The organism is Paenibacillus sp. LK1, assembly GCF_002750415.1.
GTDB lineage: Bacteria > Bacillota > Bacilli > Paenibacillales > Paenibacillaceae > Paenibacillus > Paenibacillus taichungensis.
Genome location: NZ_PEII01000008.1, coordinates 42,531 through 67,110 on the forward strand (window position 1 = coordinate 42,531; position 24,580 = coordinate 67,110).

General features: G+C 48.4%; 19 protein-coding genes. 18 read left to right on the forward strand and 1 reads right to left on the reverse strand.

From position 1 onward, the window contains the following. Nucleotides 1-15: 15 nt before the first annotated feature. The 17 genes from CS562_RS18265 (at nucleotide 16) to CS562_RS18345 (ending at nucleotide 22,284) form a co-directional block, all read left to right on the forward strand. Nucleotides 16-2,436 carry a S9 family peptidase gene (locus CS562_RS18265; protein ID WP_257219551.1) on the forward strand — a complete coding sequence of 807 codons (2,421 nt, stop codon included), beginning with the start codon at nucleotides 16-18 and terminating at the stop codon, nucleotides 2,434-2,436. Between the two features lie 232 nt (nucleotides 2,437-2,668). Then, complete coding sequence (locus CS562_RS18270; RefSeq protein WP_099857745.1) at nucleotides 2,669-4,261, forward strand: MFS transporter; 1,593 nt, start codon at nucleotides 2,669-2,671, stop codon at nucleotides 4,259-4,261. Nucleotides 4,262-4,581: 320 nt separating this feature from the next. Continuing rightward, nucleotides 4,582-5,616, forward strand: coding sequence for an LCP family protein (locus tag CS562_RS18275; RefSeq protein ID WP_053781967.1), 1,035 nt, complete (start codon nucleotides 4,582-4,584; stop codon nucleotides 5,614-5,616). A gap of 185 nt (nucleotides 5,617-5,801) precedes the next feature. After that, nucleotides 5,802-6,227 (forward strand): CBS domain-containing protein, encoded by a 426-nt coding sequence (locus CS562_RS18280; RefSeq protein ID WP_063567369.1) that lies wholly within the window; start codon nucleotides 5,802-5,804, stop codon nucleotides 6,225-6,227. Between the two features lie 260 nt (nucleotides 6,228-6,487). After that, nucleotides 6,488-6,790 carry a MazG-like family protein gene (locus tag CS562_RS18285; RefSeq protein ID WP_024629547.1) on the forward strand — a complete coding sequence of 101 codons (303 nt, stop codon included), beginning with the start codon at nucleotides 6,488-6,490 and terminating at the stop codon, nucleotides 6,788-6,790. Beyond that, nucleotides 6,787-7,707 (forward strand): DUF2232 domain-containing protein, encoded by a 921-nt coding sequence (locus tag CS562_RS18290; protein WP_256716698.1) that lies wholly within the window; start codon nucleotides 6,787-6,789, stop codon nucleotides 7,705-7,707. The genes CS562_RS18285 and CS562_RS18290 overlap by 4 nt, the downstream gene beginning before the upstream one ends. 11 nt (nucleotides 7,708-7,718) lie before the next feature. After that, nucleotides 7,719-9,707, forward strand: a complete 1,989-nt coding sequence (locus CS562_RS18295) for a DHH family phosphoesterase (RefSeq protein ID WP_099857747.1) — start codon at nucleotides 7,719-7,721, stop codon at nucleotides 9,705-9,707. Beyond that, nucleotides 9,704-10,147 carry a 50S ribosomal protein L9 gene (gene rplI / locus CS562_RS18300; RefSeq protein WP_024629550.1) on the forward strand — a complete coding sequence of 148 codons (444 nt, stop codon included), beginning with the start codon at nucleotides 9,704-9,706 and terminating at the stop codon, nucleotides 10,145-10,147. The genes CS562_RS18295 and rplI overlap by 4 nt, the downstream gene beginning before the upstream one ends. Nucleotide 10,148: 1 nt before the next feature. Further along, nucleotides 10,149-11,510, forward strand: a complete 1,362-nt coding sequence (gene dnaB, locus CS562_RS18305; protein WP_062327745.1) for a replicative DNA helicase — start codon at nucleotides 10,149-10,151, stop codon at nucleotides 11,508-11,510. A gap of 444 nt (nucleotides 11,511-11,954) precedes the next feature. Continuing rightward, complete coding sequence (locus tag CS562_RS18310; protein WP_076287194.1) at nucleotides 11,955-13,241, forward strand: adenylosuccinate synthase; 1,287 nt, start codon at nucleotides 11,955-11,957, stop codon at nucleotides 13,239-13,241. A gap of 226 nt (nucleotides 13,242-13,467) precedes the next feature. Next, on the forward strand, nucleotides 13,468-14,253 hold the full coding sequence (locus tag CS562_RS18315; RefSeq protein ID WP_099857749.1) for a dermokine domain-containing protein: 786 nt from the start codon (nucleotides 13,468-13,470) through the stop codon (nucleotides 14,251-14,253). Nucleotides 14,254-14,863: 610 nt separating this feature from the next. After that, complete coding sequence (locus CS562_RS18320; protein ID WP_099857751.1) at nucleotides 14,864-16,396, forward strand: peptidoglycan DD-metalloendopeptidase family protein; 1,533 nt, start codon at nucleotides 14,864-14,866, stop codon at nucleotides 16,394-16,396. Nucleotides 16,397-16,658: 262 nt separating this feature from the next. After that, nucleotides 16,659-17,381 (forward strand): response regulator YycF, encoded by a 723-nt coding sequence (gene yycF / locus CS562_RS18325; protein ID WP_099857753.1) that lies wholly within the window; start codon nucleotides 16,659-16,661, stop codon nucleotides 17,379-17,381. Next, nucleotides 17,381-19,231, forward strand: a complete 1,851-nt coding sequence (gene walK, locus CS562_RS18330; protein WP_076287197.1) for a cell wall metabolism sensor histidine kinase WalK — start codon at nucleotides 17,381-17,383, stop codon at nucleotides 19,229-19,231. Before yycF ends, walK begins: the two co-directional genes overlap by 1 nt. Then, on the forward strand, nucleotides 19,215-20,495 hold the full coding sequence (locus CS562_RS18335; RefSeq protein WP_076287198.1) for a YycH family regulatory protein: 1,281 nt from the start codon (nucleotides 19,215-19,217) through the stop codon (nucleotides 20,493-20,495). The genes walK and CS562_RS18335 overlap by 17 nt, the downstream gene beginning before the upstream one ends. A 232-nt stretch (nucleotides 20,496-20,727) precedes the next feature. Beyond that, nucleotides 20,728-21,471, forward strand: coding sequence for a two-component system regulatory protein YycI (gene yycI, locus CS562_RS18340; protein WP_091001357.1), 744 nt, complete (start codon nucleotides 20,728-20,730; stop codon nucleotides 21,469-21,471). Between the two features lie 6 nt (nucleotides 21,472-21,477). After that, on the forward strand, nucleotides 21,478-22,284 hold the full coding sequence (locus tag CS562_RS18345) for an MBL fold metallo-hydrolase (protein WP_062327768.1): 807 nt from the start codon (nucleotides 21,478-21,480) through the stop codon (nucleotides 22,282-22,284). Here the strand turns inward: CS562_RS18345 and CS562_RS18350 are convergent. Further along, entirely contained in the window at nucleotides 22,253-22,465 is a 213-nt protein-coding gene (locus CS562_RS18350; RefSeq protein WP_053781978.1) for a hypothetical protein, read from the reverse strand. The two genes, CS562_RS18345 and CS562_RS18350, sit on opposite strands and share 32 nt — an antisense overlap. A 729-nt stretch (nucleotides 22,466-23,194) precedes the next feature. Here CS562_RS18350 and CS562_RS18355 point away from each other — a divergent pair. Continuing rightward, nucleotides 23,195-24,472 (forward strand): S1C family serine protease, encoded by a 1,278-nt coding sequence (locus CS562_RS18355; RefSeq protein ID WP_063567361.1) that lies wholly within the window; start codon nucleotides 23,195-23,197, stop codon nucleotides 24,470-24,472. The last annotated feature ends 108 nt before the right edge of the window (nucleotides 24,473-24,580 follow it).

Consider the following 24,580-nt stretch of genomic DNA (forward strand, 5'->3'; position numbering starts at 1 on the left):
ACTAGCTTGAACGCAATGAGTAAAAAGGTATATGCTCTCACGCTTAGCATGGCGATGTCAATCGCTCTAATTCAACCAGTGGTCCAGGCAGCAGAAGCGGTGAAGCCTACGGCGACAGTCGCTGAATCCATTGCTTCGAAGGCAACACAGACACTACAGCAACTGGGATACATAGATGGCACAACAGATGGAATGAGAGAATCACAAACGCCGATTACTCGTGCTCAGGCAGCAATCATTCTGCAGCGTGTACTTAAACTGGATGCTCCAGCGTCTCTTACAGGTTTCGCAGATGTATTGGCTAAGGATGAAGCTGCTCCTGCCATTTACGCGCTGAAGCAAAGTGGTCTTATTCAAGGACAAGCCAAAGGGTATGCACCAGATGCACCTCTCACAAGAGCACAGATGGCATCGTTGTTTACTCGGGCATTTGAACTGAAGGATAATGGCATTCAGGTTGTATACAGTGATATGGCGCAGATTCCGAAGGTACATACGGAGGATGCGATTCGTCTGAAGCAGCATTTTATTATTGAAGGCAGTGCGTTTAATGCCAAAAATTCAGTGACCCATGGTGAGTTTGCTGATGCGTTGTACCTCGCTCTTGGGCTTGATGTACAGTCAGAAGGTCTTACACCTCTGGAAGACTTCTTCAAACAGCCGGCTCAAGCAGGATTCCAAATGTCTCCGGATGGTAAACATCTGGCTTACATGGAGCCGTGGAACAACCGAATGAATATTGTGGTGAAAGAAAATGGTCAGGACAAGTCGGTACGTATCACAAGTGAGACTGAACGCAGTATAGCGGGATTTGTATGGGCGACAAAGGATAAGCTGTTATATGTAAAGGATGAAGCAGGGGACGAGAACTATCATATTTATGTAACGGATATCGATGGGAAGAACAGCAAGGATCTGACACCATATCCGAATACAAGAGCGATCCTGGTAGACTCTCTGGAGAATATTCCAGATGAAATTCTAGTAGGTATGAACAAACGTGATCCCCGAATCTTTGACGTGTACCGGATTAACATCAAGACAGGTGAGGCTGTGCTTGCTGCAGAGAACCCGGGCAATATTACGGGCTGGCTTACGGACCATGAGGGTAAAATCCGTGTGGCCATATCCAGTGATGGTAATGTCTCTTCGTTGATGTATCGTGAATCGGAAGATAAACCATTTGAGAATTTGATGACCACCAAGCTGGGAGAAACATTTGCGCCGGTGATGTTCACGTATGATAACAAAAACATCTATGCAGTATCCAATCTGGAGCGGGATAAAACTGCGATTGTCGAATATAGCCCAAGCAGTAAAAAAGTAACGAAAACCATCTATGAAAATAAGGATGTGGATGTATCCAGTTTCGTTCCTTCTAAAGAAAAAGGCACAATCCTTGCAGCTGTCTATGAGACTGACAAGGTTAACTATGAATACTTCGATAATGATTTCAAAAAATTGATGCAGGATATTCAGGCAAAAGTTCCGGGTAAAGAAGTAAGCATTTCAAACATAAGTGAAGAAGGTCAGGTTCTGTTCATTGCGTATAGCGATAAATCTATGGGCACCTATTACTTCTACGATTCCAAGACAGGTAAGCTGGATAAGTTAGCTGACGCGGCACCTTGGATCGATGAGAGTAAAATGTCGGATGTAAAACCCATTACGTACAAGTCACGTGATGGCTTAACGCTTCATGGTTATCTGACGCTTCCACAAGGAGACGAGACTTCCCAATTGCCACTGGTTGTTGTTCCTCATGGTGGACCTTGGGCGCGGGATTCGTGGGGGTTCAATCCGGAAATTCAATTTCTCGCAAGCCGTGGCTATGCCGTACTACAGGTTAATTTTCGTGGCTCTACTGGATACGGGAAAGAATTCCTGGATGCTGGCAACAAAGAGTGGGGTAAAGCGATGCAGGACGATCTCACAGATGGTGTAAATTGGCTGGTTGAAGAGGGAACGGTTGATGCGAAGCGTGTAGCTATCTACGGTGGATCTTATGGCGGATATGCTGCTCTGGCAGGACTGGCATTCACACCAGAAGTGTATGCCGCAGGAATTAGCTATGTCGGGCCATCTAATCTGTTCACGCTGCTGGATTCACTCCCACCTTACTGGGAGTCGGAGCGCAACATGTTCTATGAACGTATGGGTGATCCGGAGAAAGACAAGGAGCTGCTGACAGCTGTCTCACCACTGTTCCATATCGATCAGATGAAAGCCCCATTGTTCGTGGTTCAGGGTGCAAATGATCCGCGTGTCAAACAGGCCGAGTCTGATCAGATCGTGGAGGCTCTGCGCAAGCGTGGAGTAGATGTGCCTTATATGTTAAAAGCCAATGAAGGACATGGCTTCGGCAATGTTGAAAATCAACTGGATTTATATCGTGCCATTGAAAAATTCCTGAATCGTCACCTAATGCAGCAATAGTAGCTTAGTTCAACAAGAAGGCCGTCCCACGGGTTCCATTCAACCTGAGGGACGGTTTTATTTTGGAGCAGGGAATTGAATGAGGTATACAAGCATATTAACAAATTGACATATGAAACCATTCTGTTTTAAAATGACCAGTGAGTCATTAATGTTCGATTTGGTTTAATATATATGTATCATTACAGCCTTACGCTACTGGATTGCAATCTGATTGGGGAGGAAACATGGGATGCAAAAACAAATGAAATGGCCGCTTATCCTATTTGCTATCGGGGTGTTTATGGCTGCGCTGGATAACGGAATTATTACGTCGTCCCTGACGACTTTAAATGCGTCGTTTGGCGTGTCGCCGACGTGGGGAGCGTGGACAATTACGCTCTATACGCTCGGACTTGCGGTGAGTGTGCCGATTGCAGGTAAGCTCTCCGACCGTTATGGACGCAAGAAGCTGTTTCTGATTGAAGTGGCTTTGTTCGGAATCGGGTCTTTACTCGTTGCACTAAGCACATCGTTTACCTTCTTCCTGATTGCTCGTGTCATCCAGGCGCTGGGTGGTGGCGGGATTTTTATCATTGCGAGCTCTTACGTATTAAGCAAGTTCCCAGCGGAGCGTCAGGGCACAGCCTTGGGTCTTCTGGGAGGGATGAACGGGGTTGCGGCGATTCTTGGACCGAATATCGGTGCTTTTATTCTCGACATTACGGGGAATTGGCATTGGCTGTTCTTAATCAATGTACCGATCGCCATTTTGCTGTTTATTGCAGGCATCCGTTATATTCATGAAGAACAGGAGCTGAGCCGTAAGGCGGTGGACTGGAGTGGTATCGCAGTCCTGACGCTGGGTGTGCTTAGTTTGATGTACAGCTTCAGCAACCTGGATGGCGTAAATATGCTGCAAAGTCTTGGCTCACCAACGTTCTATGGTTTCTTCCTGGCAGGTGTGGTCATTCTGGTGCTCTTCTACTTTCTTGAAAAAAGGCTGGAAGGATCACAACGTGATCCTGTTGTATCTACACAGCTTCTGGGCATTGCGTCCTTTCGTTGGACGCTACTGATTGCCTTTTTCTCAGGAGCCATTCTGGCATCTGTGATCTTTATTCCAGGCTTTGTTGAGCAATACCTCGGGGTATCCAACACAGCCTCCGGCTACTGGTTTACACCGCTTGCTCTTGCTTCAGGCATTGGTGCGGGTGGTGGCGGTTATCTGGTTGACCGCAAAGGACCAATCTGGACGTTATCTGTAGCCGGATTGCTGTCAGCTATCGGCTTCCTGCTCTTCCCACTATGGGTAGAGCATATCTGGCAATTCGTGATTGCGAGTGTACTTGTGGGGATTGGCTTCGGTATGATGCTGGGAGCTCCAGTGAACGTACTCGTTACTGAGCAAGCGGGTGAGAACAACAAGGGCATTGCGGTAGCGACCAGTTCCTTATTCCGTCAGATGGCAATGGCGATCGCCCCTACCATTTTTGCCGGTTTCCTTGCTCGTTCCTTCTCCAACCTGGGATCCAATATTCAGCAGGGTCTTGCAGATCAGGGCATTCAGGTGCCGCCCGAAGCGCTCCAACAATATGCGTCTGGCGGCGGTTCGGCCTCAGGGAGCGATATTTCCAGCTTAACAGAAGGACTGTCCCAAATTCCTGATCCGGGCATTCGAGATGTGCTACTGCAGGCTCTACATCAGACGACCGGCGAGGGTTATAATGGGCTGTTCTGGTCAGCGGTTATTTTCAGTGTACTGACGCTGGTCGCTGCGCTTATTACAGGACGTCTGCGTCATAAAGAGAAGAGGAATCGGGTGGAGACAGCCTCCACAAACTGAATGGATGGCCATTCCACATCAAGAGAACAGTGCACCTTTTGCCAGTAAAAAAAGGGCGCTGTTCTTTTCAATTTAACCGTATTGTAACTTTTCATCATCCAGCAATGATTACAATAGAACGAGCGTGAGCGGCGTTTTCTTTTCAGATAGAGAAAACTTCAGAGAACACCGTGTCACCAGCCATTGCGCACGTTTAATGGTAAGTATATAAGTTGAACGGATCATTAACACTGTACCGTTGCGGGGTCAGGATAAGTTAAATTCAACTTATATCGTAGTAGTATCGAATTTCATTTTGACAGTGAAGAAGGAATCGATGGATGACAAGCAGAACTAAAGATAAGAAGAAGAAAAGAAGAAAAGGTCTATATATAACGCTCGTATCGCTCGTTGTTTTGTTAATCGGGGGCTATTTGTTTCGTCAGCAGCTTGCTGTAGCAGCCTTCGATCTGTTTCTCGCTGGTTCAGTTGAAGATCAATTGTCCCGTTCCTATGTTCCTCAGGAGGGCAACAATACGCCCGACCCAACAGTATATCGCAAAGAACCGTTCTCTGTGTTGCTGCTAGGCTCAGACAAACGTGCCTATGAGAAAACACGTGGGCGCTCAGACACGGTTATCTATGCCGTTGTTCGTCCGAAAGAATCTCGAGTACTCCTGGTGTCCATTCCACGTGACACCTATGTGCAGATTGTTGGACGTGATGCCAACAAGGATGGCGAGGATGATTATGACAAGCTCGCGCATGCCTACGCCTTCGGTGGGGAGAATATGTCTATCAATACGGTGGAGAAGTTTCTCGATGCGGATGTAGGTTACTATGCAACGATTAACTTTGACGGGATCAAAAAAGTCGTTGATGCGCTTGGTGGCGTGAAGCTGCCGATTGATGAGGACATTGTGAACAAGAACCCGGAACATGTGCAGTTCACAATTGAAGGCGGTAAGCCGATCTATGACGGGCAGGAAGCACTTTACTATGTAAGATACCGTGAGGATAGCGATTTTAATCGCACCAAGCGGCAGCAGATTTTCCTGAATGCCATGGCGAATGAGATGCTTAATCTGAACGCCATTAGCAAAATCCCGGAATTGATTCAGATTATGGGAGACAGCTTTCAGACGGATATGCAGCCTTCCTTCATTATTGATCTGGCTAAACAGGTACTGACTCAGGAAAAACCGCAAATCTCAAGCTTCACTATTTTGGGCGAAGGGATGCGGAAAGACGGAATTTATTATGGCAAAGCAGATGAGAAAGACGTCCAATATGCCAAAGAGCTGATTAACAACTGGATGGATGAGTCGACCCCAGCCGGTGAAGTGATGATTCCTGACCGGCAGAAGATCGAGTAACCAATTCCATACAGCCGTTATGTTTTTGACAACGATCAGCAGTGCGTTTATTGGCGGGCTGCTGTTTTTTTTACTTTGTAGATGGAATTATGTCCTTTTGGAACATCTTGCGTTCTAATGCGTACTATGTAAGTTGAATGTAATAAGCTGACTGATGAAATTTCACAAGGAGGATACTTAAGGGTATGAACATCGCATTTTTTTTGCTACCCAAACAAGAAGTTACGTGCGTGACGTCGGATTCTACTCTGCGGCAAACGTTGGAACGGATGGAATATCATCGGTTCACGGCGGTGCCCATTTTGAATAAGGAAGGCAAGTATATCGGTACAGTTACCGAAGGTGACCTGTTGTGGTATATGAAGAACGCCGAGGGAAAGATCACATTTGAAAACGCTTCAAAATTTCTGCTCAAGGACGTTCCACTTCGGCTGGATATCAAACCGGTATCCATTGAAGCCAACATGGAGGATTTGATTAATTTGGCCAAAGTGCAGAACTTTGTGCCGGTTGTTGATGATATGGAGCGCTTCATTGGGATCGTAAGACGGAGTCAAATTATTGAGTATTGCGAGGGTATTGTAGCCAAGGAATCCATGAAAGTGAAGTAAGTCGAAACAAATTTCGATATTGTTGCAGCAGCGTGGATAATCACAGCCGTCCGGTATCATGTTAAACTTAAGAAGAGCTGAACGCGAACTTAAATGAATTTTCGACAAGATAAAATACGAATTCGTTCTACGGGGTCCCCGCAAAGTACCTGAGATAAGTTTCGGAGGACTTCTCCGCTTTTTGGGGTAATTTTGCGGCCCCCCTTTTTATGCTATAATGGAGAATAAAGCTTTTTCGGGGGAGAGTGACTTTCGCCAATATGCCTAAAGAACTGGATGTAGCCAAACGCGCTAAAGTGATTGAATGGCTTAAAACCGAAGTGCTTGATCAGGTATCCCGATTATTCAAAGCGTTATGGGAAGGCAGTACAACCCGAATCGGGGACAGTCTCGCCAGTTTGATGATGAGTAGTTACATATTGGGCCGCAGGCTCGGTATTCCTTTCAAGGATCTGGATGCACTGCTTGTTGAGAAATTGAAAAAGCATAAACAGGAAGGTCACCAGTTGGAAGATTGGTACCAGGATATTTCCGCGCTAGAAGATCACATGCGTAAGAGGTGAATTTGTTGAAATTTAGCTTTAAATCAGCTGTCTGGAGCGTAGTTTATCTGCTCTTGCTACTTTCGCTGTTAACTCCTTTATCGGTTCTGGCCATATTTTTCATGATGATACCTGGAGTTATTTTGTTTGCTTCATTACCAGTAAAATCATTCATATGGCATCTCGTCCCAGTGGCGATTATTTTGGTCATATTTAGTCCGATTTATTTGTTATTACTGCTTTTGTTCACCCTGCCCGCCATTGTTATGGGCAATGCGTACAAGAAAAAGAAGTCAGCCCTGTTCGCCCTAATGGTAGGAAGTGGAGCCATGCTGGCCGAATATCTGTTGGTCCTGTTGATTGGAAGTGTAATCTTCCAGTTTGATTTGTCGAGTTATATTGATGATGTGGTCAGATTGACGATTGAACCGCTGACGAATTCATCCAGTCAGATGGTAAATGGGTTTGTATGGACACCTGAAATGACTCAAGATGTCGCAAGACAGACTCAGCTTATGATTCCATTCGCCTTGGTGGTCACGTCTCTGGTCATGGCTCTAATCACACATCTCATTGCACGTCCGATTCTGAACGTTATGGGTGTGGTTGTACCGAAATTTCCACCTGCGCGTGAATGGCGTATGCCGCGTGCCCTGATCTGGTATTACTTCCTGGCATTGTTGTTCGAAGTGATATCCAGACAGAGTGACGGATCGTACTGGACCATGATTGCCATGAACTTGTCGCCTCTAATCAATTTGGGCTTCATGATTCAAGCTATCGGATTCTTCTTCTTTCTCTCACATGCAAAGAAATGGAATCCGGTTGTACCGTATTTGCTGGCGGCGGCAGTCTTCTTCATTGGACCGTTGCGGATTATCGGGATTATCGATCTGGCGTTCCCGCTTCGCGAGGCAATATCGAAACCAAAACGATAGGGTGATGAGTCATGCCTAAATTTCTGAAGAAACGCTGGCACGGCTACTATACCGTATGGGCGTTCATACTGCTGCTTCTGCTTGTTATGTTCGTGACCATCTACAACTGGACGCTTGGTTTGATTAGTCTGATACTGGCTTCGGCGTTGGGAATCGTCATGATTAAGGCGGAGCTCGCGTTCCGTCGTGAGCTTAACGACTACATTAATGGCCTGTCCATTCGGATTAAGCGAATGGAGGGAGAAGCGGTCAGCATGCTCCCATTCGGTATTGTGCTGTACAGCGAAGATCGTACCGTAGAGTGGCATAATCGCTTCGTCGCGGACATGTTCCAAGAGAAGACGATGGTAGGCAATCCGCTGCAAAATTTATTTCCTAAACTTCCTCAACCGAAGGAAAAAAAGGATGGGACCAAGGAGCCGTCCAAGGAACTTCATGACGAATTCCAACTGGATGATCGATTTTATGGAGTTATCCATAACCCGCAGGAGCGGTATGTATATGTTTACGAAATTACGGAGCTAGCCATTCTTCGTGATAAATATGAGAATGAACGCATTGCACTGGGCATTCTGGTCCTCGATAACCTGGACGAAGCAGCCCAGGGTATGGACGACCAGCAGCGAACTGCACTGATTGCCCGCGTAACAAGTGAGATCACGTCCTGGGCGAAGCGGTATGAGGTGTACCTGCGCCGCCTCTCCTCTGATCGTTATCTCATGATGCTGAACTATAAGTCTTTGCAGGAACTGGAGCAGAGCCGGTTTGTCATTCTGGATGAAGTCCGGGAGATGACGGCTGATCTTAAGGTGCCGATGACACTAAGTGTTGGACTGGCATTTGGTTCGGATACCATCAGTGAGATGGGGGAACTGGCTCAGTCCAGTCTGGATATGGCACTTGGCCGTGGCGGCGATCAGGCTGCCGTAAAATCTGGACAGCGGTTGTCCTTTTACGGTGGGAAGTCCAACGCGGTGGAGAAACGTACACGGGTAAGAGCCCGGGTTATCGCGCATGCATTGCGTGATTTGATGCAGGAGAGCGACCGCGTGATTATCATGGGTCACAAAATGCCTGATATGGATGCGATTGGCGCGTCTATTGGGGTATGGAAAGCGGCGAGTCTGTACAATGTGGAAGCACGAATTGTACTGGATGGGCCCAACCCTTCCATTGAACGCATGATGGAACAGGTGAATAAGGATGAAAAGCTGTCCAAAGCCTTTGTGTCGCCGGAACAGGCAACCCAGATGATGACGGAGCATACGCTGCTCGTTGTTGTCGATACGCACAAGGCATCCATGACAATGGAGCCGAAGCTAGTTCAATCGGCTACGCGTGTTGTGGTTGTGGATCACCACCGTCGGGGTGAAGAATTCATTAACGATGCAGTGCTGATCTATCTGGAGCCCTATGCATCTTCGGCAGCAGAACTGGTGACTGAGCTTCTCCAATATATTCATGACAAGGTGCAATTCACTCCGCTGGAAGCGACGGCGTTATTGGCCGGGATTACGGTGGATACAAAGCATTTTGCACTCCATACAGGATCGAGAACGTTTGAAGCGGCAGGCTTCCTGCGTCGTAGTGGTGCAGACACCATTATGATCCAGCGGCTGATGAAAGAAGATTTGTCAGAATATATTGCTAAGGCAGAAATCATAAAGCATGCTAAAATGGTATACGGGAACATTGCGCTGGCGGTCACAGACCCTGGCAACAAGATTCCACAGATGATGATCGCCCAAGTGGCGGACACATTGCTCAATATGACTGACGTGGTCGCTTCATTTGTCATCAGTGAACGTCCGGATGGACTGATTGGCATCAGCGCGAGATCGCTGGGGCGCATGAATGTTCAGGTGGTCATGGAACGACTGGGCGGTGGCGGACATTTGACGAATGCTGCCGTGCAGCTTGAAGGAACGCTTGGAGAGGCGGAAAAACGGCTGACGAACGTACTGGCTGAAATCGAAAAGGAAGAGGGTTTGTTCGAATGAAAGTCATTTTTATAAAAGATATGAAGGGTCAAGGCAAAAAAGGACAAGTGAAGGAAGTATCCGAGGGATACGCACAGAACTTCCTTCTGCCACGGGGAATCGCACGTCCAGCAACAGATGGTAACATGAAAACATTGGACAACCAGAAGGCAGCGGAAGACAGACGTAAGCAGGAAGAGAAAGCAGAAGCGGAAGCTCTGGCTAAAAAGCTGGAAGCTGAAGTAACTGAGCTGAAAGCAAAATCTGGCGAAGGCGGCCGTCTGTTCGGGGCAATCACGAGCAAACAAATCGCAGAAGCTCTGGCAGCGAAAGGTCTGAAAGTCGACAAACGCAAAATTGAGCTGGACGAGCCTATTCGCACACTCGGCGTAACACAAGTCACCGTCAAGGTTCACCCTGAAGTGAAGGCTACCTTGAAGGTACAGGTAACGGAAGAGTAAGATGGGCGGCGAAATGTTATTCGACCGGATTCCCCCACAGAACCTGGAAGCCGAACAGGCCGTGCTGGGTGCAATCCTGTTGCAGGGCGAAGCCCTGATTACAGCGATGGAACGGGTGCAAACCGAGGATTTCTATGATAAACCCCATCAATTAATTTTTGAAGCGATGATCCAGCTTGGCGAGGGAAACCAACCGATTGACCTCGTGACACTGACTTCGCTGCTGAAGGATAAAGGCGAGCTCGAGGACATCGGCGGCGTCAGTTATCTGGCGAAGCTGGCTCATGGTGTTCCGACTGCCGCGAATGTGGATTATTACGCTCAGATTATCGAAGAGAAATCCATGCTGCGTCGCCTGATTCGTACAGCTACGCAAATTGTGAGTGAAGGATACACGGGTGGTGAGGATGTCGCGGCTATGCTTGGAGAAGCAGAGCGGCGCATTCTGGAGATTTCCAACCGACGTTCCAGTAGCGGTTTTATAGCCATTCAGGATGTACTGATGGAAGTATTCGACCGCGTGGAGACGCTGCATCAGAACCGGGGAACGACGACGGGTATTCCGTCAGGTTTCATCGATCTGGACAAGATGACCGCCGGATTCCAGCGTAGTGACTTGATTATTGTAGCTGCACGTCCATCTGTAGGTAAGACCGCCTTTGCCCTGAATATCGCTCAGAATGTAGCCATTCGAGCGCAGGAGACGGTTGCGATATTCAGTCTGGAGATGTCAGCGGCACAGCTCGTACAGCGTATGATCTGTGCAGAGGCCAATCTGGATGCGGGTGTCATGCGTATGGGTGACTTCAAAGGTGATGAAGATTGGCAGAAGCTGACGATGGGCATTGCAGCCTTGAATGAAGCAAACATCTACATTGACGATACGCCAGGGATCACCGTAGCTGACATTCGTGCGAAATGCCGTCGTCTCAAGAAAGAGAAAGGCCTTGGTATGATTCTGATCGACTACCTTCAACTGATTAGTGGACGTGGTAAAGCCGGCGAGAACCGTCAACAAGAGGTATCCGAGATTTCGCGTACACTGAAACAGATTGGTCGGGAATTAGAAGTTCCGGTTATTGCCTTGTCTCAGCTGAGCCGGGGTGTAGAGCAGCGTCAGGATAAACGTCCGATGATGAGTGACTTGCGGGAATCGGGTTCGATCGAGCAAGATGCCGACATCGTTGCGTTCCTGTACCGGGATGACTACTATAACCAGGAGACCGAGAAGAAAAACATTATCGAGATTATTATCGCCAAACAGCGTAATGGTCCGGTAGGCACGGTGGAACTGGTCTTCCTGAAAAACTTTAATAAATTCGTTAACTACGAGCGGGCACATAATGATGCCTTTGCCATGTAGGGGACAGGCACAGACTGCTTCAATTGGGAAGTGAAATCGTCTGTCCCCGACATCAACCATTAGATCATATGAACTTGTAAATACGTTGTGAATACGACATATAGCGTTGGATTTAAACGCGTAGCGTATAACCGGGGTTAGCCGTCAAGCAAGATTTGACTGGCTTCGCCGGTTTTTTGCGTCGCAATATAGAGTCAATTCCGAACATTAGAGTTTGACTATATCTAATTGTTCGCCATTTGATTTGACTTTGAAAAAAGGGACTGGTACACTAGTACTGCTGCGTTAAAGCAGCGAAAACCTTCCCTTGGATGTAAACCGAGGGGGATTTTCACTGTCCGTTAGCACGCTTCTCCGCTGGTAATTTCACTTCAAATTCCTGCCGAGATAGAGGACGGACAGACCAATACAAAGGTGCGCAAGGCACCCACGGAGGTATGTACTATGTCAACGGTAGTTGTAGTGGGAACGCAATGGGGAGACGAAGGTAAAGGCAAGATTACGGATTATTTGGCGGAATCCGCAGATGTGGTTGCTCGTTACCAAGGCGGTAACAATGCAGGACACACGATTCTGATCGATAACAAAAAATATAAATTGACGATGATCCCATCGGGTATCTTCTACACAGATAAAGCATGTGTAATTGGTAACGGTATGGTTATCAACCCGAAGGCACTCATCGAAGAAATTAACTATATTCATGACAATGACTTTACGACCAAAAACCTGTCCATCAGCGAACGCGCACACATCATCCTGCCATATCACATGGTATTGGATGCATTGGAAGAAGAGAGCAAAGGCCCGAACAAAATCGGTACAACTGGCAAGGGAATTGGCCCATGTTACATGGACAAATCAGCCCGTATCGGTATTCGTATGGTTGATCTGCTGGATGCGGAAGAGTTCGAACTGAAACTGCGTCATTTGGTAAAAGAAAAAAATCGTGTAATCGAGCAAGTCTATGGCGGCGAGCCTGTAGATGTAGAAGAAATTCTGAAAGATTACCTGGGATATGCAGAAATTCTGCGTCCTTATGTGCGTGATACATCAGTGGTGCTCAACGAATACATCGATGAGGACAAAAAAGTATTGTTCGAAGGTGCACAAGGCGTTATGTTGGATCTTGACCAAGGTACTTATCCATTCGTTACTTCATCCAATCCGTCTGCAGGCGGCGTATGTATCGGTTCTGGCGTAGGCCCAGCTCGTATTCAACAGGTTATCGGTGTGGCTAAAGCCTATACAACACGTGTAGGAGATGGTCCTTTCCCGACAGAGCTGCATGATGCAGTTGGTGACCAAATTCGTGAGACTGGACATGAGTACGGTACTGTAACTGGACGTCCGCGTCGTGTCGGTTGGTTCGACAGTGTTGTTGTTCGCCACGCTCGTCGTGTCAGCGGAATTACGGGTCTGTCCCTGAACTCCCTGGATGTAATGACAGGTCTGGAAACGGTGAAAATCTGCACAGGATACAAATTCCGCGGCGAGGTTATCACTCACTATCCGGCAAGCCTGAAAATGCTGGCAGAATGTGAAGCGGTATACGAAGAGCTTCCAGGCTGGAGCGAAGATATCACAGCAGCGAAGAAGCTGGAAGACCTGCCTGTGAACACACAGAACTATGTGAAGCGTGTGTCCGAACTGACAGGCATTCCAATCGCTATCTTCTCTGTAGGTCGTAACCGTGAGCAAACGAATCAAGTTCTTCCTATCTACGAATAAGTAGCTAGGTTAACTCGGCAATTCGAAGCTAAACGTTCATCCAAATGATATGCCTATATAGGCATCATAGAGCCCCAGTTATCGCTTAAATAGCGATAGCTGGGGTTTTTCGCACGCCTTCCTGATATAATCCCCGGATTTCCGTCAATACTGGTTAACAGTAGACTCATAGATCCTGAAACATTGAATGTGATATGGGGTCGGAAAACGGAGGGAGAGAACGGGAATGAAGTTGCTTCAATGGTTCATTAAAATATTGCTTACCGTGATGCTGGTCAGTTCATTGACCCTGCTGACAACCGGATTAATCGTTCAGTCATATGTAAAATCGCTGCTGGCGAGTTTCAATATTCAGTGGGAAGGGCAGCCTATGGGGTTAACGGCCATGTTTCAGGGGGCATTAGGTGGTAAGTCTGGTGAAGAGAAGAAGCCGGGAACGGGCACGACAGATCAGCCAGCAGGTGCGGAGGAGGAACACGTTCCAGAAGATGCGATATCTGTCATGGGCAATGGAACAGAAAGCGGAGAAACAGGCGCGAATACAGGCAACAGCCAAGGACAGGGTACGGGATCAGACGAGGGTCAAGGAGCAGGCTCAGGAACGGACTCCTCCGCTACGGGATCAAATCCAGGGGGCAGCTCAGCCGCGGGAACAGACGCAGATGCTGGTAGAAATGCCGGTACCGATTCTGGGACAACAACTGGCAACAATACAGCATCTGGCAACGGAACAGGTACGAACTCCACTGGTACGGCTTCTTCAGGGAATGATGAGATTGTAGTTTCTCCGGATGACATCACAGGTAAGAAAGACAAGCTACCGTTGGAGGAAAAAGAAAAGATTTTCAGCCTGCTGATGAACAAGCTGCCTCAGAAAGAGATGCAGCAAATCTCAGGCGCCATGGAAGGAGGCTTAACGGAACAGGAGTTGCGTGATATTGAGCAGGTGATCTCCAAGTATCTGACGAGCGAAGAATATGATAATCTGATGGAAGTCCTTCAGGCGGAATAGACCAAGTTCATATAGGGTGAGATCCGTAGGTCTGCTACCCTTTGATGAATATTCAAAAAGGCGATCGAGAGATCGAGTTCTGAAAGCTAAATTTAGAATCGATTTATTTATTCAAGCCATTTGGAAAATGAAATAAAAGCAGAATTTGGTTAGCATATAATCTAGCCCATATGAGGCACTCTATAGCAAGAGTTCAACGAAATCCCTCACCAGAGTTGATCTGGCGAGGGATTTCAGTTTGTATTTTTATGAAAAAGAAAACACATTTCAGTGGGTCTTAGAACCTAGTCTTAAAAAATGATCAAAGTACATAGTATACCTGAAGTAGAGGCGTTATGGGGAAGATTTCTGTTCTTCCATCTTATGGATAATACAGGAAAACCAAGCGTGGCGCGGCTTTGAGCTATGACGTGTACAGTTGAAATGAGTGTAAAACCTGTGTTAAAGTATACGGGTGTGATAAAAGGTTAAAATTTTGACACTTTTACGAGCGCAGCTAAAGTCCTGATTTGCGGACACCCGAATACAAATATCGACAAGCATGGGACAGACACATTGGGTGATGTCTTGACAGAAATGCGAACTGAGAAGTGCTGAAAAGGAGAGAATCATGAAAGGTTTCAGAGGCATACGCCAACCGGGCAAGAACCGGGAACACGAACAATCCGGGGAACACCGGACGGCCGAAGACAAAAACAACATGAGCATGTCCAACTTCAGTAGTAACAAAAAGCGCGTTCTGGCCTCGCGCAAATGGATCATAACAGCAGCATGCGGTTTATTCATCGCTGCATCGATCGGATTCGCAGGCAAACAATACGTTGCTGCAAACACCGTCCCATATTATAAAGTGATGGTTAAAGGAAATGAGATTGGCACCATCACGGATGAGACGCAATTACAGAAATTATTTGCAGACAAAACCGAGGAATTCCAAAATAAATATCCAGAAGCGGAAATGGTGCTGAACACAGACGGCATCACGACTGAAACCATTAAAGCATACAAGCCCGTAGTGAACAGCGATGAGACGCTGGACAAGCTCGGCGACATGCTTACCGCCTATGCCAAGGGTGTAGAGCTCAAGGTAGACGGTGAAGTAATCGGCATTGTGAAGGACCAGGCTACAGCAGATGCGATTCTGGAACAAGTGCAGAACAAGTACATATCGGCATCGGCTTTGCGCAGTTCGCTCAAGACGAAGTCGGTATCGGCAAACTCAACGAAGAAAGCCGAGGGGCCGAGTACTACGCTGAAGTCGGTGGGCATCAAGGAAGATGTAGCGACAGATGTAGTGAAGGCTGACCCAAACAAAATATGGGATGTATCAGAGGCGGTTGAAGCTTTAACCGTTGGTAAAGACGCGCCTGTAACTTATGTCGTGCGTGAAGGAGATACGATCTCTTCCATTGCTGCCAAATACGAAATTACGCAAAGCGAGATTCGCAAACATAACCCGGGCATCAAAGAAACGTCGCTGCAAATTGGGGACGAGCTTACACTGACGGTACCAAAACCAGCCGTTACTGTTAAATCGGTAGAGCAGGTGGTAGAACAGATTGAGATCAAGCCACAAGTGGAAGTACGCAAAAGTGCTGAGCTCAAAGCAGGTACAACCAAAGTGGTGCGTCCAGGTCAAAGCGGTTTGAAAAGCATGCAATATCGGATAACGAAGGAAAATGGTGAAGTCGTTCAGGAGGAATGGCTTGGTCAGGAAGTCATCAAGGCAGCAGTTACTGAAGTGGTCCTTAGTGGAACCAAAGTGGTCGGTGAAGGTACAGGTGAATTTGCTTGGCCGGTATCCAACGCTACGATGAGCAGCAGCTTTGGACAACGCTGGGGTCGTCAGCACAAAGGTGTCGATCTTGTCGGTAACCGGGACGTGAAGGCGTCTGATGAGGGCGTGATTACTTTTGCAGGACAGAAGAGTGGTTATGGCAATGTTATTATTATTAACCATCGTAATGGATACGAAACACTTTATGGGCACTTGAACAGCATTGGTGTTAAGGTTGGACAAGTCGTCGAAAAAGGTGAGAGCATCGGCGTCATGGGCAATACGGGCCGTTCGACCGGAACTCATCTGCATTTCGAGATTATCAAGAACGGAACGGTGGAAAATCCGTTGACATACTTGAACTAGATATATCGCAATCCAGGGCAAGGTTGGCAGTAGATGCTGGCCTTGTTTTTTGCTGCTGTAAAAATTTTTCAGTTTGGGCTGCACATTGGCCCTGATCGGGATGTGACGGTGCTTCAGGTATGTTAAACTATAGACTATAGGCAACAAGCCATATGATATAGACTATATTCAATGAAATCGTAGAAACACAATTTATATAAGTTGAATAAGAGAGATAGACCGCTCAGGCGGATCAAGCAGGATATAGGGGTGAAGACAGCCGATGCAGGGGAAGATTTTGGTGGTGGACGATGAACAGCCCATTGCGGACATTCTGAAGTTTAATTTGGAAAAAGAGGGGTACGAGGTCATCTGCGCTTTTGATGGCATTCGTGCGGTTGAATTGGCGTTATCCGAGAAGCCGGATCTGATGCTGCTGGACCTGATGCTGCCAGGTAAGGATGGTATGGATGTGTGCCGCGAGGTGCGTGCCCATCTGGAGATGCCGATCATTATGCTGACCGCAAAGGATGGCGAGATCGACAAGGTGCTCGGTCTGGAACTAGGCGCGGATGATTACGTGACGAAGCCTTTCAGTACGCGCGAGCTGCTCGCCCGGGTGAAAGCACAGATGCGCAGACGGCAGAAGCCTGCCATTACGACTGAAGCGCCGGAAGACGAAGAGAAACAGGTCATGCGCTTATTTGATCTGGCGTTTGATATGGACATGTATACAGCTTACAAAGGTGGCGAACCGCTGGATCTGACCCACCGTGAGTACGAACTTCTCTATTATATGGCGAAGCATTCCGGTAAGGTCATGACACGTGAACATCTGCTGCAGGCGGTATGGGGATATGAATATTTCGGGGATGTGCGTACCGTTGATGTTACGATTCGTCGTCTGCGTGAGAAGATTGAGGAGAACCCGAGCAAACCGGAAACGATTCTGACTCGCCGCGGGCTGGGTTATCTCGTGCGCAGTCCCAAAAGCGTGGGGATATAATGGGGCGTTTCTCGCGATTTTCGTTCTTTCGAACGATTCAGGCGAAACTGATTATTATCTATGTACTGCTGATTCTGATTGCGATGCAATTGATCGGCGTTTATTTTGTGAGTGCGATGAAGAACTCGTTGACCAGCAACTTCACTGAGGATTTGCAGGCGCGGGCTGAGATGCTCTCTGTGCTAGTAGGGGAGACGATGGCTGGTGGGGAAGCTGAGGCTGGTGAGGACAAAACGGAAAACCTGCGTGTGTTGGTTAACAACCTGTTCAACATTAACGGCGCCGAGATTCAGGTGCTGGATGCCAGCGGGAAAGTGCTGACCACCTCGCTCAGTTCCCACTCAGACTATGTTGGGCGCAAAAACACCCAAACCGTTGTCAGCCGTGCGCTGCAAGGCATTCGGGACAATGAGGAATATATCGTGGACGAGGATAATGTTCGCAAAAAGGTCGTTGCCAAGCCGGTGCTGTCCGGCGGCAAGATTATCGGCGCGGTCTACATCGCCGCCTCGATGAATGAGTTATATGCCACAATGGAGGGCATTAACAAGATTTTTATCTCCGGCATTTTGATTGCTTTGGTATTAACTGCAGTGCTCGGTGTCATTCTGTCACATACGATTACGCAGCCGATCAAGGAAGTCACCCGAAGGGCGACGGCAGTCGCGGAAGGCAACTTTGATCAGCAGACCCCTGTATTCGGAACGGATGAGATTGGGCAGCTCAGTCGGGCGTTCAACTATATGACCAGCAGATTGCGAGATGCACTCTCCCAGAACGAAGAGGAGAAAGAGAAGCTCACGTCCATTCTGACCAATATGAGCGATGGCGTGGTCGCAACGGACGAATATGGCAAAGTCATTCTGGTGAACCGCCGTGCCAGCAGCATTCTGGGCATGCGTCCGGCGGACATTGAGGGACGACACTTTGCCGTATTGCTCGGCATTGATCCGGAAGATGCAGAAGCGTTAGCCAGTGGTTTTACAGGCTCGACGCTGCTCCAGATTGCGCCTGCGGGACAAGAAGATCCCGTTGTCATCCGCATGACGTTTACACCGGTTCATCGTCGTGAGCTAGGCATTACCGGCACGATCGCTGTGCTTCAAGATGTTACGGAGCAGGAAGAACTGGAAGCATCACGACGTGAATTCGTGGCGAATGTCTCTCATGAGCTGCGTACACCGCTGACTACCATTAAGAGCTACGCAGAAGCGCTGGATGATGGAGCTCTGGAAGATCCGCAGCTCGCTGGACGATTCGTTGGGGTAATCCAGAATGAGACCGAGCGTATGATTCGCTTGGTTACGGATTTGCTGCATCTGTCCAGACTCGATTCCAAGGAAGCGATGCTGCGCAAACAGCCAACTGACATCATGGAGATGTTGGAAGAAGTGTCAGATCGTTTTTCGTTCCAGATGCATCAGAAGGATATTCAACCTGTGCTTTCTGTGGAGAACGGAATTCCAGCAGTTCCGCTGGATCGCGACCAAATTGATCAGGTGCTTGATAATGTCGTGTCCAACGCGCTGAAATATACGCTCGAAGGCGGCACGATTACAATTGCAGCCAGACGCAATGATGATCATACTCTCGCCATATCAGTGACCGATACGGGGATGGGGATTCCACAGCGAGATCTGGACCGCATTTTTGAGCGGTTTTATCGGGTAGATAAGGCTCGTTCCCGCAGTATGGGCGGCACAGGGCTTGGGTTATCCATTGCCCGGGAAATTGTGAAGGCCCATGACGGTAATATCTCACTGGAGTCCGAGGTGGACGTGGGGACGACGGTAACGTTCACACTGCCTATGCGTGAGGAAGGAGGTGAGCACCTTGAAAGAGCGGATTAAATCTTTGGTGCTTGCTTCCCTCGTCGTTGCCAGTTTGGTACAAAGTTACTTCTTAATCTATCGTTTGCCCGGTGGTGGCGATTCGATTGTGACGTCAGAGACGAACTATGTGAAAACCGAGAATATGGGCCAGGAGCGCAATATTGAAGATTTAATTTTCCCGGATCAGATGGTTATTCATCTGGGAGAGGACAAACATACGGTGTTTTATCCGGGCAATACGTTCTATCAGTTGATTTATTCACGATTGCAAGGACGTACGTTTGATGATTTCCAGCGTCGGAGCGTGCAATCGGTCAACTGGGATCAGATTCGTAAGGAGAATCCTGGCTTTGAGCTGTCATTCAAAGAAGGCATCCCTGTAGCGTTGTTACAGCGCGTGATGCGGCTAGGTACAGATTCCCTCTTCCAAGGGGAAACGATTAATCGGATCTCGATCTATACCGCCAAAAATGAAACAAAGGCTCACGCACTGTTCTTCAGCGCCAAAGGCGATGTGGTCTATGAGGCGACGCAGGCGGATCTGACAGTACAGGACGTGCAGCAGCATGTCGACTTCGGCAGCAGCTGGACACCTTATACGCTGATGGACGGCGGATATTATATCCCGGCAGAAGCACTGGAGACGATTGAGGCTGACGTGCCTACAGGCCAGTTCACTGTCGAACAAATGCAGCGCAGCCTATTCTTTGATCCAAGCATGACCCGAAACATTCGGGAAAAGGATGGATCGGAGATCTATACAGACAGTAAGCGCAGTCTGCAAGTGAAGCAAGAACAGCGCTGGATTAGCTACACCGATCCGGCGGCACCGCCTGCGGGACAGATTGACGCAGCGAAGGATGCGCTGTCCGCAGTTGATTTTGTGAATCAGCATGGTGGCTGGAAAGGTCGTTCGCGCATGATGCTGGATACAACCGATACGAAGACGAAACTTCAGTTCCAGCAATATTACAGCAGCTTCCCGATTATGGACTCAATGCAGTTCAGGTTCGGCACAATCAGCATGGAGATGCAGCAGGAGACGGTATCCAGCTATGAGCGTTCGCTCGAATATCTGAACGAAGGTGCGGAGACGAAGAAATCGGTCACCCTGCCCGGTGGGGACAAGCTGAAGGCGCTCATCCAGAAGGTGGCGGGTACCAACCGTAAGGTCGTAGACGTGTATCCGGCGTACCGTCCATCCAGCATCGAGGATGGGCTGAAGCTCATCCCGGTGTGGGTAATCCGCTTCGGAAACGGGGAGGAAACCACCGTTTCTTGATGGGTTATAGGATATGAAGACATTTGATATCCGGGCGAGGTTTAGAATCACACGTTAACGGAGGGGGCAGAAATAACCTGAAGAAGCGAAGCGCTCGCCTTTATCTCCGGATTTCTCCCTTGGGAAAAGGGAATCAAGAAATCTGGGGATAACAGCGATCGGAAGGTTGTTCTGACCACGGAGTGGTAAGTGTGATAGTAGTCGTATTTATCAAATGATGGAGGTGGATGTTTTGGATTGGGGACGGGCGAAAAATGTGTTGATCTATGCCTTCCTGCTGCTCAATCTGGTGCTGGGATACCAGATCTGGATGGATGCGCGGGAGACGGCCGGAGCCAATCTGGACTTCACCTCGCTGGCGGATAATACACAACAGGCGATGGAGGAGAAGGGCATTCAGGTGCTGGCTCCTATTCCAAATGAGACGCCGAAGCTGCCGAAACTGTCGTATGAGTTCATTGAAGATAACAAGACAGGCATTGATGTTGAATTGGAAAATACCGTGGACAGCAAGCTGATCTTCTCGCAAAGCGAGCTGGAGGATGCACTACAGGACGAGATTCCCCAGATCGGTACGTATCGATGGGATCAGCTGATGGCGGAGGATGGGGCATTTGTGCTGCATCCGTTGGTGGATGGCAAATGGCCGCTCTTCAATGTTAGTCTGGAGCTATTCTACAGCGATCAGAAAATTACGGGTTACCGTCAGACTCCGGTGCGGATTACGACAGCGGAGGAAAGCGATCAGCAGGTGCTTCCGGCGTCGAAGGCGCTGGGTACGCTGATCGAGAACTTTTTGCCAAATGATGCGATTGTGAAAGATATTCAGTTGGGCTATTACGGCCAGTTGTTCAATTCAGATATGCAGGTGGCGATGCCGGCATGGCGGTTCGTGCTGGAAAGTGGCGAAGTGTTGTACGTGCAGGGCATCAGTGGGGATGTATTCAGTCCCAAGACAGACAAACCAGGGGAGTAATGCGTTATGGGGATTTATTTTACCGTGTTATCCAGCGGTTCGACAGGGAATGCCACGGTTATACAGCATGGGGGCACGTCCCTCATGATTGATGCAGGTCTTAGTGCGAAGCGGCTGGAGGCATTGTTTCTGGAACGGGAGATTTCGGGAACAGAGCTGGACGGGATTCTGGTTACACATGAACATTCCGATCACATTAAAGGACTAGGCGCGATGTCTCGGAAATATAATTTACCAATCTATGCAAATACGAATACGTGGGCGGCACTGGAGAAGTCCGTTGGGGCGATTCCAGAGGAAAACCGGAGGGTGTTTGAGACGGGAGAAAAGCATGATTTTGGTTCCCTGCGTGTGGAATCCTTCGGCATCTCCCATGATGCGGCGGAACCGGTAGGGTACACGTTCGATGATGGAAGTGAGAAATTGTCCGTCGCGACAGATCTCGGATATATGAGCGACAAGGTTCGCGATGCGATCTCGGATTCGGATGTACTTGTGCTGGAGGCGAATCATGATGTCGAATTGCTGCGCATGGGGCGATATCCATGGAACACCAAGCGCCGCATTCTGAGCGACATTGGGCATTTGTCGAACGAAGCGGCGGGAGCTGCGCTTAGTGAACTAATGAACGGACGCATCAAGCGCACGTATCTGGCACATTTGAGCCGGGATCATAATATGATGGACTTGGCGAAAATGACCGTACGTGATGCGATGGAGAGCCGTGGTTGCTTTTATCGGGATCATGAGTTCAAGCTCTGTGATACGTATTATGATCGGCCTACGCCATGGGATAGGGTGGGTGAGCCATAAAGCTGTCGAGTTCGGTAGCTTTGCGCTCCACTTCCTCACGGGTCAGAATGCCTTTGTCGACGAGCAGTTCAATAATCGTGCTTAGGGCAAGGGTATTGCGGTAATGTTCTTCCTTGAGATCGGCCAGCTTGGCCGCCATATGAACTTCATCCATGGCTGTGAGTGTACGCGTGCGATCCATAATGTGAATCCTCCTTCTATGAAGCTTCGAATTGTCTTTTACTATTATTGTAGTCAGGCTTGATGGAAAACATTCCTCTTTTTGCCGCTATAATTACACGTAAGGGACGTGTATGCTGAACCAGGGGCCGCATTTTGCTTAAGAAGATGAAAAAGTTCACGGGAATAGGCAAAATTGCGCTTAGCGAACTGGATTTTGTGGTGATAGATACTATGGACCTTTATTGTTAAGCGCGTTATAGCGGAAATTTCCGTTAATCTTCGTAATTATGCAACTTTTTAAGATTTGGCGTGTTTAGTATATAAGGAGCTTTTATAGTAGAGGCTGTTTTGCGCGCAAAAAGGTATGTCGTAGAATGCGAGAGCATTTCTGATAGAGTCACAGGCAGAATGGGATGTCCGTTCTGTTGTACATAGACGCTTCATTCCGAGTTAATGGGAATGGCAGCGATATGCAAAACGATTTTTAAAACACAAGAAAGCATGGAAAACCGTTGGGGTCTTCACGTAACGGAGACGGCAGAAGGAACCTGAAGAAACGGAGTGCTCGCCTTTATGAACAAATTTTTACCTTATTATAGGGTAATCAATAAAATTTGTGAGTAACAGCGATCGGAAGGTTCGTCTGCCGGCGGAGTGGGCTATGTGAGAACACCATCGTTGGCCATGCCAAAACGATCGGGCGGCAGTCAGGGTCTTGATGCGTGACAACGAAGGGGAGAGGATCACGATGGGATTGTTTGGAGACGATTTTTATTCAACCAAAGTATCAAGACGCGCCGAACCTGAACAGAAAGGTAAACTTCAGATCATTCGCCCTGGAGGCAGGGGCAGAGGACGGGACCGCTGGCAGAATCCACGGAAGTCACGCTCGGGCTTTAGCTCCACGGTCAAGGTAGCCGTGATCAGTTCGGTAATCAGCTCCATCGTGACCGTTACGCTGTTCAGCTTTATCATGCAGCCTGCATCATTACCTCTGGCGAACGCTGCAGGGAACGGCGGAGGCGGTACACAGACAGCGCAGGCGGCTGATCCGTATGACCGGATTATCCAGGCAGCGGCGAAGGTTCGCCCTTCCGTGGTGAGCATCGTGAACCATAAGACGGGCAGCAGCCTGTCGATGGAGGATTCCGCGCTGGGATCAGGCGTCATTTTCAAGAAGGAAGATGGCAAAGCCTACATCATGACCAACCATCACGTCGTGGAAGGCGCGAGTGATCTGGAGATTGTAACGGTGGATGGGGAAACGCATAAGGCGAAGCTGGTGGGCAAAGACCGGGTGAGTGACATTGCGGTATTGTCTGTGCAAGATGATAAGGGCATCGGTCCAGCCGCAGAACTTGGTGATTCCAGCAAACTTCAGCGCGGTCAAACGGTGCTGGCGATCGGTAATCCGCTAGGCCTTGGTGGCACACTGACATCCGGTATTGTGAGTTACACAGATCGGATCTTGCCGGTATCCATTAATCAGGATGGTGTGTACGACTGGGAACAAAACGTGATTCAGACGGATGCGGCGATTAACGAAGGCAACAGTGGCGGGGCGTTGGCCGATCTGAACGGCAAATTGGTCGGCATCAACACGATGAAGATCTCGGATACAGGCGTTGAAGGCCTTGGCTTTGCGATTCCGATGAATGAAGTGATGAAAACAGTCGATTCCCTGCTGCTGAATGGCAAAGTATCTCGTCCATATCTGGGTGTGTATACTGTCGATCTGAGCAATCCGTACGCCCCACTGGATGACGAGCAGCGTAAAGACCTGAAGCTGCCATCCCACGTGGACAGCGGTGTGGTTGTACTGGAAGCGTCCGGTCCAGCATCCGAAGCGGGCATGAAGCTGAATGATGTCATTACGGAATTTGATGGGCAAAAAATTACCTCTACGCTTGATTTGCGGAAATATCTGTACGATAAGAAGAAGATCGGCGATACGATTGAAATCACCTTTTACCGGGATGGCAACGCTGAGAAGGTGTCGGTGAAGCTCACGGATAAACCGGAGTAAGAGAATTGCTCTCATGTGCATGGCACACAGAAACAGGGTAATAAAAGAGAGTCGATCAACTCGTTGATCCGCTCTTTTTTATTGCACTAATCTTGATTTACATATAAA

Excerpts from the sequence above, each read along its gene's own strand:
- CS562_RS18315 (WP_099857749.1), top strand. The coding sequence starts at position 13,468 with ATGAAGTTGCTTCAATGGTTCATTAAAATATTGCTTACCGTGATGCTG.
- CS562_RS18345 (WP_062327768.1), top strand. The coding sequence starts at position 21,478 with ATGGGGATTTATTTTACCGTGTTATCCAGCGGTTCGACAGGGAATGCC.
- CS562_RS18270 (WP_099857745.1), top strand. The coding sequence starts at position 2,669 with ATGCAAAAACAAATGAAATGGCCGCTTATCCTATTTGCTATCGGGGTG.
- CS562_RS18350 (WP_053781978.1), bottom strand. The coding sequence starts at position 22,465 with ATGGATCGCACGCGTACACTCACAGCCATGGATGAAGTTCATATGGCG.
- CS562_RS18275 (WP_053781967.1), top strand. The coding sequence starts at position 4,582 with ATGACAAGCAGAACTAAAGATAAGAAGAAGAAAAGAAGAAAAGGTCTA.
- CS562_RS18320 (WP_099857751.1), top strand. The coding sequence starts at position 14,864 with ATGAAAGGTTTCAGAGGCATACGCCAACCGGGCAAGAACCGGGAACAC.
- CS562_RS18265 (WP_257219551.1), top strand. The coding sequence starts at position 16 with ATGAGTAAAAAGGTATATGCTCTCACGCTTAGCATGGCGATGTCAATC.
- CS562_RS18285 (WP_024629547.1), top strand. The coding sequence starts at position 6,488 with ATGCCTAAAGAACTGGATGTAGCCAAACGCGCTAAAGTGATTGAATGG.
- CS562_RS18355 (WP_063567361.1), top strand. The coding sequence starts at position 23,195 with ATGGGATTGTTTGGAGACGATTTTTATTCAACCAAAGTATCAAGACGC.
- CS562_RS18295 (WP_099857747.1), top strand. The coding sequence starts at position 7,719 with ATGCCTAAATTTCTGAAGAAACGCTGGCACGGCTACTATACCGTATGG.
- CS562_RS18310 (WP_076287194.1), top strand. The coding sequence starts at position 11,955 with ATGTCAACGGTAGTTGTAGTGGGAACGCAATGGGGAGACGAAGGTAAA.
- walK (WP_076287197.1), top strand. The coding sequence starts at position 17,381 with ATGGGGCGTTTCTCGCGATTTTCGTTCTTTCGAACGATTCAGGCGAAA.
- rplI (WP_024629550.1), top strand. The coding sequence starts at position 9,704 with ATGAAAGTCATTTTTATAAAAGATATGAAGGGTCAAGGCAAAAAAGGA.
- dnaB (WP_062327745.1), top strand. The coding sequence starts at position 10,149 with ATGGGCGGCGAAATGTTATTCGACCGGATTCCCCCACAGAACCTGGAA.
- yycF (WP_099857753.1), top strand. The coding sequence starts at position 16,659 with ATGCAGGGGAAGATTTTGGTGGTGGACGATGAACAGCCCATTGCGGAC.
- CS562_RS18280 (WP_063567369.1), top strand. The coding sequence starts at position 5,802 with ATGAACATCGCATTTTTTTTGCTACCCAAACAAGAAGTTACGTGCGTG.